The organism is Pseudomonas sp. CBS (assembly GCF_024734645.1).
Classification (GTDB): Bacteria; Pseudomonadota; Gammaproteobacteria; order Pseudomonadales; family Pseudomonadaceae; genus Aquipseudomonas.
On record NZ_CP102929.1, the window covers coordinates 6848316 to 6867207 of the forward strand.

20 protein-coding genes are annotated in these 18892 nt (G+C 62.2%); 15 read left to right on the forward strand and 5 right to left on the reverse strand.

The window, feature by feature from the left end:
• Positions 1-42 precede the first annotated feature (42 nt).
• Both NVB75_RS31340 and NVB75_RS31345 read right to left on the reverse strand, forming a co-directional pair.
• Positions 43-1272, reverse strand: a complete 1230-nt coding sequence (locus tag NVB75_RS31340; RefSeq protein WP_258344823.1) for a pyridoxal phosphate-dependent aminotransferase — start codon at positions 1270-1272, stop codon at positions 43-45.
• Complete coding sequence (locus NVB75_RS31345) at positions 1269-1925, reverse strand: RraA family protein (protein WP_258344824.1); 657 nt, start codon at positions 1923-1925, stop codon at positions 1269-1271. The genes NVB75_RS31340 and NVB75_RS31345 overlap by 4 nt, the downstream gene beginning before the upstream one ends.
• 104 nt (positions 1926-2029) lie before the next feature.
• Between NVB75_RS31345 and NVB75_RS31350 the strand changes: the two genes are divergently transcribed.
• Positions 2030-2914, forward strand: a complete 885-nt coding sequence (locus NVB75_RS31350; RefSeq protein WP_258344825.1) for a LysR family transcriptional regulator — start codon at positions 2030-2032, stop codon at positions 2912-2914.
• 1045 nt (positions 2915-3959) lie between these two features.
• Here NVB75_RS31350 and NVB75_RS31355 read toward each other — a convergent pair.
• Positions 3960-6785 carry a helix-turn-helix transcriptional regulator gene (locus NVB75_RS31355; RefSeq protein WP_258344827.1) on the reverse strand — a complete coding sequence of 942 codons (2826 nt, stop codon included), beginning with the start codon at positions 6783-6785 and terminating at the stop codon, positions 3960-3962.
• A gap of 682 nt (positions 6786-7467) precedes the next feature.
• Between NVB75_RS31355 and NVB75_RS31360 the strand changes: the two genes are divergently transcribed.
• The 9 genes from NVB75_RS31360 to NVB75_RS31400 all read left to right on the forward strand — a co-directional run bounded on the left by NVB75_RS31360 (position 7468) and on the right by NVB75_RS31400 (position 14202).
• Positions 7468-7740: a DUF2282 domain-containing protein gene (locus tag NVB75_RS31360; RefSeq protein ID WP_003211270.1), complete on the forward strand. Its 273-nt coding sequence runs from the start codon at positions 7468-7470 to the stop codon at positions 7738-7740.
• Positions 7737-8165: a DoxX family protein gene (locus NVB75_RS31365; RefSeq protein ID WP_258344829.1), complete on the forward strand. Its 429-nt coding sequence runs from the start codon at positions 7737-7739 to the stop codon at positions 8163-8165. The genes NVB75_RS31360 and NVB75_RS31365 overlap by 4 nt, the downstream gene beginning before the upstream one ends.
• Before the next feature lie 45 nt (positions 8166-8210).
• The gene (locus NVB75_RS31370) at positions 8211-8978 is read left to right on the forward strand and encodes an alpha/beta fold hydrolase (RefSeq protein ID WP_076016068.1); all 768 of its coding nucleotides are present in this window, start codon (positions 8211-8213) and stop codon (positions 8976-8978) included.
• 24 nt (positions 8979-9002) lie between these two features.
• Positions 9003-9275, forward strand: a complete 273-nt coding sequence (locus NVB75_RS31375) for a hypothetical protein (RefSeq protein WP_076016069.1) — start codon at positions 9003-9005, stop codon at positions 9273-9275.
• 98 nt (positions 9276-9373) lie between these two features.
• Positions 9374-10225: a DUF692 domain-containing protein gene (locus tag NVB75_RS31380; RefSeq protein WP_177027618.1), complete on the forward strand. Its 852-nt coding sequence runs from the start codon at positions 9374-9376 to the stop codon at positions 10223-10225.
• Complete coding sequence (locus NVB75_RS31385) at positions 10222-10998, forward strand: DNA-binding domain-containing protein (RefSeq protein WP_258344833.1); 777 nt, start codon at positions 10222-10224, stop codon at positions 10996-10998. The genes NVB75_RS31380 and NVB75_RS31385 overlap by 4 nt, the downstream gene beginning before the upstream one ends.
• A gap of 4 nt (positions 10999-11002) precedes the next feature.
• A complete protein-coding gene (locus tag NVB75_RS31390) occupies positions 11003-11539 on the forward strand; it encodes an alpha/beta fold hydrolase (protein ID WP_258344834.1) in 537 nt (178 codons plus the stop codon).
• A gap of 92 nt (positions 11540-11631) precedes the next feature.
• Positions 11632-12996, forward strand: a complete 1365-nt coding sequence (locus tag NVB75_RS31395) for an MFS transporter (protein ID WP_023658995.1) — start codon at positions 11632-11634, stop codon at positions 12994-12996.
• Positions 12997-13071: 75 nt separating this feature from the next.
• Positions 13072-14202: an MFS transporter gene (locus tag NVB75_RS31400; protein WP_258344837.1), complete on the forward strand. Its 1131-nt coding sequence runs from the start codon at positions 13072-13074 to the stop codon at positions 14200-14202.
• 835 nt (positions 14203-15037) lie between these two features.
• Here NVB75_RS31400 and NVB75_RS31405 read toward each other — a convergent pair.
• Positions 15038-15559 (reverse strand): DUF3087 domain-containing protein, encoded by a 522-nt coding sequence (locus tag NVB75_RS31405; protein WP_258344838.1) that lies wholly within the window; start codon positions 15557-15559, stop codon positions 15038-15040.
• A 153-nt stretch (positions 15560-15712) separates the two neighbouring features.
• Here NVB75_RS31405 and NVB75_RS31410 point away from each other — a divergent pair, with 153 nt between their 5' ends.
• Together NVB75_RS31410 and NVB75_RS31415 are read left to right on the forward strand one after the other, a co-directional pair.
• On the forward strand, positions 15713-15886 hold the full coding sequence (locus tag NVB75_RS31410) for a hypothetical protein (protein ID WP_167663801.1): 174 nt from the start codon (positions 15713-15715) through the stop codon (positions 15884-15886).
• 24 nt (positions 15887-15910) lie between these two features.
• Positions 15911-16105 carry a DUF6021 family protein gene (locus tag NVB75_RS31415; protein WP_063028817.1) on the forward strand — a complete coding sequence of 65 codons (195 nt, stop codon included), beginning with the start codon at positions 15911-15913 and terminating at the stop codon, positions 16103-16105.
• Positions 16106-16139: 34 nt separating this feature from the next.
• Here NVB75_RS31415 and NVB75_RS31420 read toward each other — a convergent pair whose 3' ends face one another.
• Positions 16140-16385: a DUF6555 family protein gene (locus tag NVB75_RS31420; RefSeq protein ID WP_023658994.1), complete on the reverse strand. Its 246-nt coding sequence runs from the start codon at positions 16383-16385 to the stop codon at positions 16140-16142.
• 158 nt (positions 16386-16543) lie between these two features.
• Here NVB75_RS31420 and NVB75_RS31425 point away from each other — a divergent pair, with 158 nt between their 5' ends.
• The 3 genes from NVB75_RS31425 (at position 16544) to NVB75_RS31435 (ending at position 18852) form a co-directional block, all read left to right on the forward strand.
• Positions 16544-17374, forward strand: coding sequence for an arylamine N-acetyltransferase (locus NVB75_RS31425; protein ID WP_258344839.1), 831 nt, complete (start codon positions 16544-16546; stop codon positions 17372-17374).
• Between the two features lie 123 nt (positions 17375-17497).
• Entirely contained in the window at positions 17498-18250 is a 753-nt protein-coding gene (locus NVB75_RS31430) for an outer membrane beta-barrel protein (protein WP_003210885.1), read from the forward strand.
• 233 nt (positions 18251-18483) lie between these two features.
• Positions 18484-18852, forward strand: a complete 369-nt coding sequence (locus NVB75_RS31435) for a cytochrome c5 family protein (protein WP_258344840.1) — start codon at positions 18484-18486, stop codon at positions 18850-18852.
• Positions 18853-18892: the final 40 nt, after the last annotated feature.

The following is an 18892-nucleotide window of genomic DNA, read 5'->3' on the forward strand; positions in this document are numbered from 1 at the left end:
GGCCGAACGCCACCATTAGCGATATTTATCTATGTGAACTCATCACTTTTTTTCTTCGATCAGCAGTTTGCTGCAGAAGCCGCGGATTGCCTCGCACGCCTGGCGCAACGACGCATCATCCAGGGCATAGGCGATGCGAATGTAAGGCCCCAGGCCAAAGGCGCTGCCGTGGACCACGGCCACATTGGCCTCATCCAGCAGCGCCAGGGCGACATCTTCATCGCTGTGCAGTACCCGGCCGCCCGCCGAGGTACGCCCGATCAGCGCCGCGCAGGAGGCGAACGCATAGAACGCACCGGCGGGGCTGATACACGTCAGGCCTGGCGTGTCGTTCAGCAACTTCACCATCAAGTCCCGGCGCGCCTGGAACACCACGCGGCTGTCGCGGATAAAATCCTTGGGGCCTTCCAGCGCGGCAAGTGCCGCTTGTTGCGAGACCGAGCAGGCGCCTGAGGTTTGCTGGCCTTGCAGCTTTTCCATGGCTGCCAGCAACCAGCGTGGGCCGGTGGCGAAACCGATGCGCCAGCCGGTCATGGCGTAGGCCTTGGACACGCCGTTCATGGTCAATGTACGCGGTGCCAGCCGGGGTTCAACCTGGGCCAGGGTATGGAACACCTGGCCGTCGAAGATCAGGTGCTCGTAGATGTCGTCCGCCAGGATCAGCACCTGCGGGTGGGCCAACAGCACTTCGGCCAGCGCCCGTAGCTCGCCCTCGCTGTACACCGCACCGGTGGGATTGGAGGGTGAATTGAGGATCAGCCAGCGGGTCTGCGGGGTGATCGCAGCGGCCAGGGCCTCGGGTGTCAGCTTGAACCCACTGTCGGCATCGCAAGTGACGATGCGCGCTTCGCCGCCGCACAGTTGCACCATCTCCGGGTAACTGACCCAGTACGGTGCGGGCACGATCACCTCGTCGCCTTCATTGAGGGTGGCCGCCAGGGCGTTATAGATCACTTGCTTGCCGCCGTTGCACACAAGGGTGTCCTGCCAGGACACGTCCAGGCCGTTTTCGCGCCGGAACTTCGCCGCCACCGCCTCCCGCAGGGCCCGCGCACCGGCCACCTGAGTGTAGCGGGTATGCCCGGTTTCGATGGCCTGGATCGCAGCCTCACGGATATGCACCGGGGTGTCGAAATCCGGCTCGCCGGCACACAACGAAATAACCTGCGCGCCTTGTGCCCGGCGTTCGGCGACGCGGTCCATGATGCGATAGGTGGCGGACGGTTGTGCGCTGGCCAGGCGCGGGTTCAGCCGCTGGATATCGGCGCTCATCGGGTGATCGCCTCAAACTGTGCGTCGTGCATCACCTCGACCACCGAACGCCCGCTGCGCACCGCCTGCACCATGCCGTCCTGGCGGTGGGCGATGCGCTCGCCCAGGTCCAGGACCTTTTCGATCACCGCCTGGGGCACGAACACCGTGCCGCAGGTATCGGCGATCACGTAGTCGTCTTCGCTGACGCTCACGCCAGCAACGCTGAGCGTCACGCCGGCGTCGAGCTGCACCACGCGGTTGCGCGCGCTGATCATGGTCACGCCGCGTCCGTACACCGGATAGCCGATGGCCTCGCTGCCGTCGATATCGCGGCTGAAACCATCAATCACCGTGCCGCGTATGTGTTTGCGCGCTGCGGCGTTGGCGATGATGTCGCCCCAGCAGGAAATGCCCTCGATACCGCCGGCAATCACCAGCACCCGGTCGCTGGTTTCGACCTGTTCGATCACCGGCGTGATCAAGTGCACGGTGGGGGCGATGTCGGACTTGGGGCCGAGCAGCACGGTACTGGCGCGGCCAACGATCTTCGGGCAGTTCCACAGCGGGCGCAGGCCCACGGTGGCGCCTGGCAGGCCGAGGAAGTCGAGGGCGTCGGACACGGTGTTGGTGTCCAGTGCGGCCAGGCGATCGAGCAAACGGTCAGGGGTCATGGGCAAGCCTCGGGTGACGGAGGCGGCCAGTGTCAGTCAGTGGCTATGATAGGTATATTACGAAGTACAGAAGCCTTGCATACGCTTAACCTATGGATAAGACCATGATCAACTTTCGCCTGATTCGTCACCTCTGGTTGTTCCTTGCGGTGGCTGAGGAGCAGAACTTCGGCCGTGCGGCGAAGCGCCTTGGCATGTCCCAGCCACCGCTGAGCGAGCAGATCCAGGTGCTGGAGCAGGCGCTCAAGGTCAAGCTGTTCGACCGCTCCCGACGCGGCGCACAACTCACCCCGGTGGGCGCGGCGATCCTGCCGGCGGTGCGCAAGTTCGCCGAGCAGTTGGAGCGTCTGGAACTCGCGGTGGAGGAGGCGGTGGCGGGGCAGTCGGGGATGTTGACCATTGGTGCGATTTCCACGGCGATGTTCGATGTGCTGCCGGGGTTGATTGAGCAACTGAAGCTTGATTATCCGCAGCTCACGGTGTCGGTGCGGGAAATCGACAGCGTCGAGGCGTTGCCGGCGCTGGAGGCTGGGGATATCGACCTGGCGTTTGCTCGGTTGGATGGTGACCTTGGGGCTTCGGTGCAGTCATTGCCATTGACGGAAGACCGGCTGGTGGTGGCGTTGCCGGCGGATCACCCGTTGGCGAGCCGCACGCGCATCAGTTTGTCGAGTCTGGCTAACGAGCCGTTGGTGATGTTTTCGCGCAACGTCAGTCCGGTGTATTTTGACAATTTGATCGCTACCTGTCGTGCCAGTGGGTTTTCGCCTCGGGTACTGCATGAGGTGCGGTCGGTGGCTTCGCAGATCGCGTTTGTCAGTTATGGGCAGGGGATTGCGTTGGTGCCGGCGTCGTTGAAGAAGCTCGCGCCGGCTAATGTGGTGTTTCGTGGGTTGAGTCAGAAACTCAATGTGGTGACTACGGCTGTCGCGTGGAATACCCAGCGGCCGAATCCGGTGGTGGAGGCGGTGATTGCGCGGTTTCGCTAGGGGTTGGGGTTGAGTACATATCCGTTATTTAGGTAACGGCCACCTATGGTTTCGCTCTTACAGCGAGTCACTTTGCAAAAGCGGCAAAGTAACCAAAACGCTCTGCCCCGCCTGTCGGCACCTCGCTGGGGCTCGGTGTTCCCTCACTCCGGCATTGCTCCGCGGGCCGCCGCGACGGGCCATCCATGGCCCGGCGCGGCTAAACCGGCGTCCTGCCGGTTTACCCGCTCCGCACTGCCTGCGTTCGGCATCGGGCTTATTGGGGCAGTCAGATCAAAAGCAAAAGCACAGCGGCCTCCCGGCCGGCTTGAGTGTTAAAAGCAAAGGCGAGATCCAGAGCGAAAGCCAAATCAGAAGCTGATGTAGCTCTGCTTTTCTGTGGGAGCTGGCTTGCCTGCGATGCAGACAACTCGGTGTATCAGGCAGACCCAGTTGATGCTATCGCAGGCAAGCCAGCTCCCACATTTGACCGCCAGATCAAAAGCCAGAGCGAAAACAAATCTGCTTTTCTGTGGGAGCGGGCTTGCTCGCGAAAAACCTGAGAGCGCCGCGTTCATCCAGAATGCCCGCGTCATCGTTAGCGACCTTCGCGAGCAAGCCCGCTCCCACATTTTTTGGACCGTGCCCGCTTTAGATTTTGGTTTTGCTTTTAACACTCAAGCCGGCCGGTAGGCCGCTGTGCTTTTGATCTGCTTTTGATCTTGATCTTAGGCGCCCCGTTAAACCACGCTGGCCGAACGCAGGCTTTGGAGCGTGGGTAACCTGGCAGGACGCCAGGTTAGCCGTCCTGGGCCAAGGATGGCCCATGACGGCGGCCCACGGTCCAAAGCCGGAGTGAGGGCACACCGAGCCTAGGCGAGGTGCCGAGTGGTGGGGCAAGAGCGTTTTGCTTACTTTTGCGCTCTTCAAAAGTGAGCCGCTGTAAGAGCGGAACCAATAGCCGCCGTTACCGAAGAAACGGATATGCACCCGACCCGATCAGAACCCCTGCCCCCTAACATTGCCCCACCCCAGAACACTCAAGTGCGTACCGAATAACGGTCACCTACCGATGCTGAAACCGGGGCAACGAAGCAATCCGCATCTTTGGTTCCTGCAACCTGGCCAGGTCACTGGCAATCTGCGCCCGCCAAAAGTGCGCCCCGGCCAACTGCGCATCCACCCACGCCTGGCGCAGCAACACCTTGGCCTTGTCCACCGACCCATACTGGGCCTGGCGCAAGATCAGCTGCGCCTTGATCCGCAACATCTGCGGCACGAACCAATGCTCATGCCGCCCCAACGCCAATTGCAAGGTGTCTTCCAACACCTCCAGCGCCAGCTTCTCCAGCCCCAGCCGCGCCAGGCCCAAGGCGTATTCACAGCGCAGCAAGCTATACAGCTGGCTGTCTCCCTGCCCACTCAAGTGATGCAGCGCCTCACCCAACAGCGGCACACCTTCCTCAGGCGAGCCCTGGCGAATCAGCAGAATGCTCTCGAAACACAGCCGAAACTGGCGCCAGATATGCAGGTCTTGTTGCGTGGTGCTGCCCTGCAGCAAGCCCAGGTAATAACGCACCTTGGGCAGGTTGGACGCCAACAGCGCCAGGGGAATCGCCCCCAGGCACAGGGTGTACCAGAGGGTCGCGGGGTGATCGAGGGTGATGGCTTCATCGACGCAACTGCCGATCAGGCGCAGCGCCGGGTCAACATCGCCTTCCAGCAACTGAACCTTCGCCTTGAGGCAACGGGCGGCGATGCGCTGGTCGAAATGCACGTCGATAATGTGCGAGCGTGGCGCCGACGGTGAACCCAGCGCCTCGTCGATATTCTGCCGGGCGCCAGCCAGGTCGCCCATGTGAAACAACGCCACCGCACGCATGCGTTTACCCAGCAGTTGCTGGTTGCCGCTGTGGCTCAGGCTGATGTAGCGCTCGGCCAGTTCCAGCGCTTCGGCGTACTGGTTGCAGCCGCAGCGGTCACTCCACAGGCCCCACAGCGCCCGCAGTTTGTGCTCGGCATCGCCCAGGTCGCGGGCGTCTTCGCGCACCTGGCGCCAGGCTTCGCGCATCGGCCCGCCGGTGCCGTAAGTGAGCATCAGCACGCTGGCCAGGGCCGTTTGCAACAGCATGCGCTGGCGCAGCGGCAGCGGGGTGGTGTCGGCGCTGGCCAGGCCTTTGTCGACCCAGGTACGGCACTCGCTGACCAGCGACAGGCGCAGCCACAACGGCACGCCGCCCAGGGTCAGTTCGATGCCGGTGGGCAGGTCGCCCGAGGCTGAAAAGGCCCACTCCAGTGCGGCACGGATGGTGTTGATTTCCGGGCCGTAGAGGCCAACCCAGGTCTCGGGAGAAAGGCTGTCGAGGGTCTGCCCGGCTTCCTGCAAAACCTCGAGGGCATACCGTGCATGACGCTGACGGGTGGCATCGGCTTCGCCGTGTTCGGTGAGTTTCTCCAGGGCGTAGGCGCGGGTGGTTTCCAGCAGGCGGTAGCGCTTGAGCAACTGCGATTCACCGGCGATCAGCAGCGACTTGTCCATCAGGCTTTCCAGCAAGGGCAGGGCGTTGCGGGCGTCGAGGGTGCTGCTGGCGGTCATGGCCTTGACCGCGTCCAGGGTGAAGGAACCGGTGAATACCGCCAGTTGACGCAACATGGCCTGTTCGTCGCCGGTGAGCATCGAGTAGGTCCAGTCCAGGGTCGCGCTCAGTGAACGATGGCGGGCGAGGGCGGTGCGTCGGCCGGTCATTTGCAGGCGGAAACTGCCGTCGAGCAAACCCACCAGGTCCTGGATGCCGAAGGTGCGCACCCGCGCCGCGGCAATTTCGATGGCCAGGGCATTGCTGTCGAGCTTGCGGCAGATGGCGCTGGCAGCGGCGACGTCGGTGTCCTTGAACACAAAGCTCGGGTCGAGGGCCTTGACCCGTTCGATGAACAACGCGATGCCCGACCAGGTCATGGCTTGCTCGGCGCTCAGGTTTAAGTCTTCGTCCGGTACCAGCAGAGGTGCGAGGTCGTGCACCCGTTCACCTTCGGCCCGCAGCGGTTCGCGGCTGGTGGTCAGCACGCAACACTGGGGCGCGCAGCGCAGCAGCACTTCGACGGCGTCGGCGGTGGCTTGCAGCACGTGCTCGCAGTTGTCGAGCACCAGTAGCAACGGGCTGTTGGCGAGCATCGAGGCCACGCTTTGCAAGGGGTCGTCACTCACGCTTTGAATGCCCAGCGCGTTGGCGAGCATGCCGGCCACCCATTGGCCGCTGGTGGCGGGGGCCAGGTCGACGAAGCACATGCCCTGGTGAAAGCGGCCCTGCAGCAGTTGCGCCACGGCCAGGGCGACTGTGGTCTTGCCGATGCCACCGGGGCCGGTGATGGTCACGAAGCGCTGGCTCAGGAGCTGGTCAGCGAGGCTCAGGATCAGTTGTTCGCGGCCAATCACCGTGGTGGGCGGCGGTTGCAGGTTCGGTGCCTCCACGGTCGGGGCGGGCACCAGCGCCTGGGCGATGGCACCTTCACTCACCGCCTGCATCGTCACCGGCGCGACAAACCGGTAACCCCGGCCCGGCACGGTGACGATGTAGCTGAAGTTGCCGTCATCCCCCAGCGCCCGGCGCAGCGCAACGATCTGTGCGCGCAGGTTGCATTCCTCCACCACCACCTTGGGCCAGGCGAAGGAGATCAGTTCGGACTTTTCCAGCAACTCGCCAGCCCGGCTGGCGAGGGCGATCAGCAAGTACAAGGCGCGGCTGCCGAGGGTCACCGGCTCGCCGTTGCGCAGCAATACATGCTGGCGCGCCAACAAGAGAAAGGGGCCAAAACCGATAGCATTCTCGGTATGGTCCGGGGCCTGGGGGACGAGGTCCGTGAAGGACACTGCGGGGTATTTGCTCGAACTCATCAATTTGTCCTTTTTTGTAGTCGGGCTTGTTATTGGCGATCAGGCCATTCGCCCTTTTGGGTGCTTACGTGCGGCAGCAGGCTTGGAGAGTTGAAGTCGATCAAAAAGGTGAGAATTGCCGCCCTCCTTTGGGGCATGGACATCGTTATAGGGCGCGGGGCCGTTGGGTGTCAGGCGATGAGACTGTTTCAATTCAGAAACATTTTATTACTAGAAAACCTGATGTAGCAGAATGTATGCCAGTTGGCATGTAACGAAGATGACAACAACCGTATGAAATTTATGGTGATTTCTGAGGTCGCCGAAGGCGGTCGGAGAGGAATGTTCGGAAAGGCGAATATTTCTAATTGTGTCGTTCGGGATGCCGAATAAAACGGCGGTGGCTGTGGCGAGCGGGCTTGCCCCGCGTTGGGGCGCGAAGCGGCCCTGAAATCGGCTGTCGCGGTGATCCCTTATTGGGGCTGCTTCGCAGCCCAACGCGGGGCAAGCCCGCTCGCCACAATTTTGGCTGTGTATCAAACTGTGTATCAGCACCCATCTGATACAGCGGCATGATTAGCAGGAGGGAACGCGACACAGACGGGATACACGCCTGGCTTTAAATCTGTCTACCAGATGGCGCAAGTGGTCACGCACCGCACAAGCGCCCTGGCCACATTCAGTCAAGCCAGGAGATTCAACCATGAAGCGCCACTACGCGGCCCTTGCTGCCACCCTCGCACTGTCCCTCGGTGCCTTCGCCGCCACCGCCCATGCCGAGGATGCCAAGCCTCAGGAAAAATGCTTCGGCGTGTCCCTCGCCGGGGCCAACGATTGCGCCGCCGGTGCCGGGACTTCCTGCGCCGGTACCGCCAAGGCGGATTACCAGGGCAACGCCTGGGTGCTGGTGGACAAAGGCACCTGCACCCAGATCAAAACCCCCAAAGGCTTCGGCAGCCTGACGGAACAACCATGATTGCCCTGGCCCCTGCGGTGCTCAAGCGTGTGCTGCCTGAGGCGCTGCTGTTGCTGGTGGCCCGCCTTGGAATCGCTTCGGTGTTTTTCCTCTCGGGCCGCACCAAGGTGACCGGTTTTCTGCAACTCAAGCCGTCGACCTACACCTTGTTTCGCTCGGAATACGCCTTGCCGCTGGTGCCGCCGGATTGGGCGGCACACCTGGCGACCTACGCCGAGCATCTGTTCCCGCTGTTGCTGGTGCTGGGCCTGCTGACCCGCCCGGCGGCCGCCGCGCTGTTGGGCATGACCCTGGTGATCGAGGTGTTCGTGTACCCCGATGCCTGGCCGACCCACCTGACCTGGGCCGGGCTGTTGTTGCCGCTGCTGGCGTATGGCGGCGGGGCCTGGTCACTGGACCGCGTGTTGTCCGGCCCACGGCGTTAACCCTTTCACAACAATGATCAGGCCCCAAGGCCTGTGGAGAGTCGCATGCGTATTCTTTCTTCCCTGGCGATCGCCATGGCACTCGCTGCACCTTTGGTGGCCTCGGCCGCCGATGCAGCCAAGCCCCAGCCGGGCACCGGTAAAAGCGTGGTGATCGTGCCCGGTTCCTTCGTCGACGGCTCCGGCTGGCGAGTGGTGCACGACATTCTGATTCACAAGGGCTACAAGGTCACCGTGGTGCATCAGGGCCATGAAAGCCTCGCCGCCGACGTGGCCGAGGCCCGCGAAGTGCTGGAGCAGCAAGTCGGCCCGGTAGTGCTGGTGGGCCACAGTTCCGGCGGCGGGGTGATTTCGATTGCCGGTGACCGCGACAAGGTCAAGTCGATGGTCTATGTCTCGGCCTTGCAACCGGAAGTCGGCGAGAACATGAGCCAACTGCTGTCTTCGATGCCGGCGCCGAGCAATGACGTCAAGCAGACCCGCGACGGGCACCTGTTCTTTGATCGCACCAAATTCAACGCTGATTTCGCTGCTGATCTGACCACCAACCGCACCGACTTCATGGCCGCCTCTCAGGTGCCGGCCACTACCGCGCTGTTCGGCGGCACCGTGTGGGCTGCGGCCTGGCACAAGAAACCGACCTACGCCGTGGTGTCCACCGAGGACCGTGCCCTGAGCCCTGATCTGCAGCGCTGGATGTACAAGCGCGCCGGTTCGAAAGTCACTGAAATCAAGGCCAGCCACTCGGTGTACATCTCCCAGCCTGAGGCTGTGGCGAAGGTTATCGAAGACGCTGCATCCGTCATCAAGTAAACCCCACCCCGAGGAGTAATACCCATGAGCACGTCCATTAAATCCCGTTTGAGCCTTGCCACTGCTGCCGCCCTGATCGCCATGGCGTCGGCGTCTTTTGCCGCTGCCGCCAGCGCCGCTGACCAGCCGGAACAGCCGGGTCGCTGCTACGGCGTGAACAACTGCAAGGGCGAAAGCCTGTGCGCCACGGCCAAGAACGATTGCAAGGGTCTCAACAGCTGCAAGGGTGAGGGCGTTGTCGTCAAGACTCCGTCCGAGTGCTTGAAACTGGGTGGTACCACGACTGAACCGAAGTAAGGCCGTTGACGATGACGCGGGGCGCCTGATGCCCCGTGTTGTTTTCGGGTTTTTCGCGAGCAAGCTCGCTCCTACAGTTTTTTAACGGAGGCCATGTGATGCCGACACCCAATCCGCGTTTCCCGGGCTACGGTCTGGGGTTGCGCAAGGAGCACTACAGTGAGTTCCTGGAGACCCCGGTGGCGGTGGATTTCGTTGAAGTGATCTCCGAGAATTTCATGGTCGCGGGCGGTCAGCCCCGGCATATCCTGCGCCAGATTCGTGAGCGGTACCCGGTGGCGCTGCATGGGGTGTCGATGTCGATCGGCACCGCCGAGGGGCTGGATCTCGACTATCTGAAGCGTCTCAAGTCGCTGGTGGACGAGATCGAACCGCTGTTTGTGTCCGACCACCTGAGCTGGTCCCGCAGTGGAGGCTTCAACTCCCATGACTTGCTGCCGGTGCCTTACACCGATGAGGCACTGGACCGGGTCTGCGCCAATATCGACATGGCTCAGGACGTGTTGGGCCGCGCGATGCTGTTTGAAAACCCGTCCAGCTACCTGGCCTTTGATGGCGCATCCATGAGCGAGTGGGAATTCATCGCCGCCATGTCCCGGCGCACCGGCTGCGAGCTGTTGCTGGACGTCAACAATGTGTTTGTCAGCGCCAGCAACCATGGCTTCGACGCCCTGGCATTTCTCGACGGGATTCCGGCCGAGCGGGTGCGGCAGATTCACCTGGCCGGGCACAGTCAGGGCCGCGATTTGCTGATCGACAGCCATGACAGCCCGGTGTGTGACGGGGTCTGGGATTTGTATGCCAAGGCCGTTGCGTTGCTCGGCCCGGTCGCCACGATGATCGAGCGCGATGACGAGATTCCGCCCTTGGCCGAGCTGCTGGAGGAACTGTCCATCGCCCGCATGCTGGGGGCTTCCGAGGCCTACAAGCGTGCGCAGGTGCGTTCATGAATCTCGCCCAATGGCAGCAGGCGTTTCACACCTGGCTGGTGAGTGCCTCGGACGAGTCGGCCCAGTTGCTGGGTAACAAGGCCGCAGGCCTGGCGGTTTACCAGAACAACTACCGCGCGCAGTTGGTGGGTTGCCTGGAGCAGGCGTTTCCCAACCTGCGGCGTTGGCTGGGGGATGAGGCGTTTCTGGCCGCGTGCATCAGCCATATCGACCGGTATCCGCCCCATGCCTGGACCCTGGACGTCTATCCCGAGGGCTTTCACCTGACTCTGGGTGAACGGTTCCCCAACAATCCCGACGTGCATGAACTGGCCTGGATCGAGTCGTCGCTCAACGAGGCATTTGTCGCCGCCGATGCCAGCCCGTTGCCCATGGATGTGCTGGCGGCGGTGGATTGGGACACGGCACGCCTGCAACTCACGCCGTCGCTGCGTTGCCACGGGCTGACCACCAACGCCGAGGCGATCTGGTCGGCGTTGTGGCAGCAAACCCCGGCGCCCGAGGCGGTGATGCTGGCCGAGGCCGGTGGGTTGCTGGTGTGGCGTCGGCAGTTCACCTCGCGCTTGCGGCAAGTCGAGGCCCTGGAATTCCAGGCGTTGGCGCACCTGCAAGGCGACGGCAGTTTTGCCGGGCTGTGCGAGTTTCTGGTGGAGCGCCTGGGGGAAGAGGAGGGCGTGGCAAAAGCCGGTGAGTGGCTGGCCGGCTGGATCGGCAGCGAGTTGATCGTGGGGGTCGTTGACGACCTTCCAGTGTCGAATTTTTTGGAGCTATAAACCCATGTCTTTTTTCAATCGCCGTCGCTTTCTGATTTCCAGCGCCATTGCTTCAGTCGCGCTGTCACTGCCGGTATGGGCGGCGCCTGCGCCCTGGACGATCCGCCAGGTCAGCACCGACCTGCTGGATATCGGCTACTACGAAGCCGGCCCGGAAGGCGGCCGGCCGATCATTTTGCTGCATGGGGCTGACGGCGACCTTGAGCGTTTTGCCGAGGTCTCGCCGCATCTGGTGTCCCAAGGCTTTCGGGTAGTCATCCCGTACCTGCGAGGCCATGGCAGCACCACGCAACTGGACAAGGCTGCGCCCGCCGTCACTCAGGAGGTCGTTCTCGGCCAAGACGTTCTGGACCTGATGAACGCCTTGCACATTCCCGAGGCTGTGCTGGGTGGGTTCGATCTCGGCGGTCGTGCCGTCACGGCAGCGGCCACCTTGCGGCCGAGCCGCTGTGTGGCGCTGGTCACCGTCAACAGCGCGCCGCAGCCGGCCCTGGCCGAGGTGCTGGTGCAGATGGCCCGGATGGGCAACTGGCGCACCTGAACATGAATATTTGGACAGCCGCGCATTTGCCCGCTGAAAAAAAAGGCCGCTGCCCGTAATCTAGAGGCCTTTGCCACGTGTGCGGATTGTCCATGTCTTCAGTAGCTGATGGGTTGCCCAGTGATAAACGTCTCGCGGCGGTTGTCGCCATTTCCCTGGGGATCGGCATGGCGACCCTCGACACGGCCATCGTCAACACCGCGTTGCCCACACTGGCCGAAGGCATTGGCACCGACTCCGCCTCGGTAATCTGGGTGGTCAATGCCTACCAGTTGGCGACCATCGCTGCGGTGCTGCCCTTTGCTTCCCTGAGTGATGTGGTCGGCCACCGTCGGGTGTTCCTCGGCGGCTTGCTGGTGTTTGTGGTGGCGTCCCTGTTCTGCGGGCTGGCCTGGTCGCTGCCGACGCTGACCGCCGCCCGGGTGGTGCAGGGCCTGGGCGCGGCGGCAATCATGAGCGTGAATATTGCGCTGTTGCGGCATATCTACCCGGCAAAAATATTGGGCCGGGGGCTGGGGTATAACTCGCTGGTGGTGGGGCTGGCCTTTACCCTCGGGCCCACGGCGGCGTCGGCGATTCTGTCGGTGGCCACCTGGCACTGGTTGTACCTGATCAACCTGCCTCTGGGCGCATTGGCCTTGTGGCTCGGGGTGCGTGCCATTCCGGTGATCCCGATCACTGGGCATGCCTTCGACCGGCTGGCGGCGATTCTCTGTGCCGGGCTGTTCGCCCTGCTGGTGCTGGGCCTGGGTTCGGCGGTGCACGGTGCGCAGGCGGTGTTGACCCTGGGGCTGATCGCCGTGGCGCTGCTGTGCGGGCTGTTGCTGATCCGCCGTCAGGCCGGGCACCCGGCGCCGATGCTGGCGGTGGACCTGTTCAAGCGCCCGCTGTTCACCTTGTCGGCCCTCACCGCGATTTGCGCGTTCAGCGCCCAGGGCCTCGCGTTTGTGTCGCTGCCATTCCTGTTGCAAACGGTGCTGGGTCACAGCCAGGTGGCCACCGGCTTCCTGATGACCCCGTGGCCGGCGGTGGTGGCAGTGATGGCGCTGATTGCCGGCCGGCTGGCGGACCGTATCTCCCTGGCGTTGCTGTGTGGCATCGGCCTGGTGATGTTGAGTGCGGGCATGGCCTCGCTGGCGACCCTGGGCAACGACGCCTCGACGTTCGATATCGGCTGGCGCATGGCCCTGTGCGGCGCCGGGTTCGGTTTCTTTCAGTCCCCCAATCTCAAGGCGATCATGACCAGCGCGCCCATCGCCCGCAGTGGCGGTGCCAGCGGGATTGTCGCCACGTCGCGGCTGATGGGACAGACGCTCGGCGCTTCATTGGTGGCGTTGTGCTTCCACTTGTCCCTGAGCAGTGGCCCGCAGTACGCGTTGTGGCTGGGCTGCGGGTTTGCCCTGGTGGGCGCGGTGGCCAGCGGGTTGCGCCTGATGCAGGACGGCGCCAAGGTTTAATTATTTGGGCCTTGTAAAACATTGAGGGAGACGGCTACCGTGGCTGTCTAAATAATTCTGAATGTTTCAGCCTTTATGTCTGATCTGGCCCAACGCAGTGCTGATTCCCACTCCCGCCGTGCCGCGCTGACCCTTGGCCTGTGCCTGCCCAGTGATGTGTTGCTGTACCTGGTACTGCCGATGGAGTCCCAGGCGTTTGGTATCACCCTGGCCCAGGCCGGGGTGCTGCTGGCGGCCAACCGTCTGGTGCGGATCTTCGGCTACAAGCATGTTCTGAATTTCTACGCCCGTAACGGTGATCGGCTGACGTGCTCCATCGCCGCCGGCGCGGCGGCGGTGTGTGCCCTTGGCAACTCGATGCTGTCCGGCTTTGCGGCCTTGCTCGGCTTGCGGTTGGTCTGGGGCCTGTGTTTTGCGGCGTTGAACCTTTCCACTCAGGTATTGGCCACTTCTGAACCGCTGGGTGCGGCGCGTCGGGCGGGGCGGTCGCGTGCGTTGATTGCCCTGGGGCCGATGCTGGCCTTGCCGCTGGGTGGATGGCTGACGTTACAGGTGGGGCCGCGGCCGATCTTCTGGATTCTGGCGGTGTGTTGCCTGGTGGGGCTGTGGATGGCGCGGGGGTTGCCGACTGCGGGTCACAATTTGCATGGCACGCCGGGGCGGCGGTTCAAGTTGCCTGACAGTGTGGCGACCTGGTCGTTTATCGAAGGGGTGGCGCTGGATGGGCTGTTTATCTTTGGTCTGTCGATTCAGGCGCAGAAGATGCTGGGTGGGAATGCGGTATTGATCGCCGGTGGGTTGATGGCGCTGCGATATGTTTCGGAGTTGCTTCTGAGTCCGCTAGGGGGGCGCGTGGCTCAGCAGTTTGGTGCGACTTCGATGTTGTTGCTGTTTTCGTTTCTCAGTGCGTTGGCGTTGGGGGCGTTTGGCAGTCACTGGGTGATTGTGGGGGCGGCGGCGGTGTTGGTGTTGCGGGCGTTGCAGTTGCCGCTGGTGACGACGTTGGTGGCGGAGCGTAATCCGGGGGCGATGCGGGTTTCTGCGTTGGCGTCGAATGCGGTGTGGCGGGATGTGGGGGCGGGGCTTGGGCCATTGCTGGCGGGGTTGTTGTTGCCGGTGGCGTCGGCGCCTTGGGTGTTTGGCGTGGCGGGGGCGGCGATTGCGGTTAGTGCGGTGTTTTGCTGGCGGGCCAGGGGGTTAGCATGAGAGGGGGGATTGAGTACATATCCGTTGCTTCGGTAACGGCCACTTAGGGTTCCGCTCTTACAGCGGGTCACTTTTGGCAAACGCCCCAAAAGTAACCAAAAGGTCTTTGCCCCACCACTCGGTGCCTCGCTTAGGCTCGGCATGCCCGCACTCCGGCCCGATTCCGCGGGCCGCCGCGACGGGCCATCCATGGCCCGGCGCGGCTAAATCGGCATCCCTGCCGATTTACCCGCTCCACCGTGCCTACTTGCGGCCATCGTGGTTGACGGGGCGCCTAAGATCAAGATCAAAAGCAAAAGCACAGCGGCCTCCCGGCCGGCTTGAGTGTTAAAAGCAAAAGCAAAAACCAGAGCGAAAACAGATCTGCTTTTCTGTGGGAGCGGGCTTGCTCGCGAAAAACCTGAGAGCGCCGCGTTCATCCAGAATGCCCGCGTCATCGTTAACGACCTTCGCGAGCAAGCCCGCTCCCACATTTGGACCGTGCCCGCTTTAGATTGTGATTTGGCTTTTAACACTCAAGCCGGCCTGTAGGCCGCTGTGCTCTTGCTTTTGATCTTGATCTTGATCTTAGGCGCCCGTTAAACCACGCTGGCCGAACGCAGGCTTTGGAGCGTGGGTAACCTGGCAGGACGCCAGGTTAGCCGTCCTGGGCCAGGGATGGCCCATGACGGCGGCCCACGGTCCAAAGCCGGAGTGAGGGCACACCGAGCCTAGGCGAGGTGCCGAGTGGTGGGGCAAGAGCGTTTTGCTTACTTTTGCGCTCTTCAAAAGTGAGCCGCTGTAAGAGCGGAACCCTAGGCGGCCGTTACCGCAGCAACGGATATGCACACCCCAATCAGCGAGCCTTCACCGCCTCAACCCACCCCGGATCCAACCGCGTCTGGTCAGGCTCAATCCCCAACCCCCGCATCTTCTCCAGATGCTCATCAACCTCCCGCACCAACTGCGCCTGAGAACTCGAATTAGCGTCCAATTCGTGCATCTGCATCAACCCAAGGTGATAAAACCGCAGCAACTTGATCGCCACCGGATCATTCGCCTTCACCCCGTCAGTCACCTTGTGCATCACGTTCGTCACACTCATCAAACTGCGCTTGAGCTGCCACCCATACACCGCCGGCGCCAGCCACGCCTGGCTCCAGAACGGCCCCCGCACCAACCCTAAGGTAATCAACACCCCGGCAAACACCCCGCCCACATTAAAGCGAAAGTTATCCCCCCCAGGCTCACCAAACACCATCACCGCCAAGCTGGAAAGCACCATCGCCAACACCACAAACAGCCCCGCGACAATCAGCGTGCTACGGCGGGTCTGCTGGCGAAAGGTAATCGGGTCGCAGGGTTTGAGCTCAAACATCCGGGTGCAGTCTCCATGGGCAGAGTAGGGGTATCGCATCGGCCGGCATCTTCTCATGCTTCGCCCGTCGGAGTGACGGTAATCAGGTTGAACGATGGCACACAGCAATTTCTCTAAACCTCGTAGGCAACCGACCCCCAAGCGAGGTGAACCATGACCCGGTACCAGCAACAGCCTCCCGGCACACCCAACCCCGACCGCACCCCCGGCGAAGAGGAGCGCGACAACGACGCCCTGCGCCCCAACGATCCCGCCGAACGGCAAGACGACGAAGAACGGGTCGAAGAAGACCTGGAAAACCTGCACGACAAGGCACGCCCGCTGTAAACCCGGCGCGTCAAGGAGATAGTTATGACTAACAGTACAAGCGGACCGCATTCATCGGAGCATTCCAGCGGCAAGGACGAATTGGGTTTCGACCCCGATTCCCCGGACGTCGCAGACCCGCAGGTCGACCCGGTAGGCCCTGCCATTGCCCCGTTGGACAAGCCAGAAAAAACCGGCAAGAAGCCGGCCTATGATCCCCTTGGTGATCTGAAGAAGTGAAACAAGCCCCGCCGTCGAGCGGGGCTTTTTTTCCTCAGCCAAGCCGTTTCGGGGCTGTCCATGTCACCTCAGTGATGCCGAACTTCTCCGCCCAGGGCCGAGTGGTCTTTTTCACCCGCTCATGGCCCGGTCGGCCTATCCGCCCCACGTGGGCAATGTCGGCGTCAACGGCCGCCCAATGCCACGCTTCGGCGTTGTTCATGACCTCGGCACGCACCACAAAGGTTTTCGGTTCGCCGTGTAGCAAGTAGTGGATGGTGTAGATCATTGCGGTACTCATGATGCCTCCCTGTCTTGTTTTGAATGGATATAAATCGGTTCAGAAAGGTTCAGAAAGTTTATGCATCCGAGGGCTTGCATTTGATTCAAATCACAATTGGCAAACAACCACCGTCAGGGTATTAGTGGTGCCTTCGCTACCGACTCAAGGATTGCGTCATGCCTGAGCTGACCCACAGCCGCCTCTACCTGCAACGTTTGGGCTACGACACGCCGCCACCGCCCACCCTGCAAACCCTGCAGGATTTGCAGTTGCGCCACGTCAGTACCTTCGCGTTTGAAAACCTGTCGACCTTGCTGCGCGTGCCTGTACCCATCGATTTGCCGAGCGTTGAGCACAAAGTCCTGTTCGACGGGCGGGGTGGTTATTGCTACGAGCTGAACCAGATGTTCCTGGCCTTGTTGCTAGAGTTGGGCTTCGACGCGCGGGGCATCACTGGGCGCGTGGTGATGGGCGGGCCGCCCGATGCGCTGACGGGGCGCACCCATCGCCTGAGCTTGGTGACCCTGGACGGCACGCGTTACATCAGCGATGTCGGCTTTGGTGGCATGGTGCCCACCAGCCCGTTGCAACTGGACACCGACGCCACCCAGGCCACGGCCCATGAACCCTATCGCCTGAGCCTGAACGAGGGCAGCTACACGTTGTGGGCGCAGGTGGCGGGGGAGTGGCGCGGGCTGTATGTATTCGACCTGCAGTTGCAGTCACGCATCGACTACGAAATCGGCAACTGGTACGTCTCCACCCACCCGGACTCGTCGTTCCTCAGCCAGTTGAAAGTCGCGCTCATAGGCCCGGGATTTCGCCGCACACTGAACAACGGCCAGTACGCGATTCACCACCTGGGCCGGGCCAGCGAGAAGCGTGTCATCGAGGATGTGGACGAGCTGCTGACGCTGCTGCAAGCCAGCTTTGGCATTCGCCTGCCGGAGCATCCACAGTTGCGGCCAATGCTCGGTCGTTTGCTGGTCCCCGCCCGAGAAGCTTGAGATAGAGCTATCGCTGAACCGTTTTACCTCGAAAAAGGTGCAAAATAATTCGAACCTTTCGCCAAAACGAGGGTTCGAAGCGTTTCCTGAATAATTTGCCACCTACAATGGAGACGTAAAACGATGTCCAAACTATTCGGAAAAATCCTCAAGAATTCCTCGGTCCTGGCCCTGATTGCTGCACCGGGTGTGGTGTTCGCCGCAGCGCCGACTGACCCGATTTCCACCTTCGGTATCCTCGGCAGCTATAACGACTTCAAACTCGAAGGCGGCAGCCAGAGCGACAAGGACCACATGCCTGAAGCCGGCCTGTTCTATAACTTCGGCAACAAGCTGACGGCGGAATCGGGCTTTATCTACCAGGCCGGCATCGAAGCCAAGTACGGCGAGAAGAGCGACAACAAGCTCAAGGAAGGCCAGGCCGACCTCGACCTCGGCTGGCGTGCCGCGCTGGACGCGCGCAACTTCGTCGATGTGCTGGTGGGTGGCGGCTACAGCTGGACCCGCTACGAGCCGGACTCGGGCGACTACGACATGAAACTCACCAACAAATCGCCGTTCGCCAAGGCGGCCCTGGGCTACAACCACCAGTTCGACGACATGACCATGCGTGTTGAACTGGGTGCCCGTCATACCATCGACGGCCGCGCCAAGCTCAAGGTCGACGGCATCGGCAGCGACACCGTGGACCTCAAGGACCGCACCAACCCGTACGCCGAAGTCAGCCTGCTGATGAACCAGAAAGGCGACCTGCCGGTGATGGCGGGCCTGTACTACACCCGCACCGAGTACAAGCTCGATGACGATTCGTACGTGGCCGACAACACCAAGCTCAAGCGTGACGAGTACGGATTCAAGGTCGGTATCGCGTTCTAAATCTGCCTGACTGATTGTTCCCACGCTCTGCGTGGGAATGCATCCCGTGACGCTCTGCGTCACAACGCGGACGCAGAGCGTCCAAGGCGGCGTTCCCACGCAGAGCGTGGGAACGATCAGCCGCTGAAGCCTGTCCGCCCAAGCCCCCCTTTCTGTCCCCCAATACCCTCAACGCCGCGCCCTGGCTGCCTTAGTGTGGATCACGCTTTCACACAATAAGAGAGAAGGTGGCTATGCGGGCAATCAACCCCCGTCGCATCAGTCTGCTGCTGGCCGTGACCTGCCTGCTGACAGCCTGTGACGACAAACCGAAACATCCCCCCGAACGTGCCACGGCGGCCAATGCCATGCCGAGCGACGCAGCCCTGGCCCAGGTCTACGACACCAGTTGCAAGCTGTGCCACGCCAACCCGGCCTCCGGTGCGCCGCTCACCGGTGACGGCCCGGCCTGGAGCCCGCGCCTTGCCCAGGGCCCGGACACCCTGCTGGACCACACCATCAACGGCTACAACGGCATGCCGCCGATGGGCCTGTGCGTGCAGTGCTCCGAAGAGCAATTCCTGGGGCTGATCAGTTTTATGTCGGGTCAACACATCCAATAAGAATAACGGGGTAGGCAATGGCGCTTTCACGGCGAGAATT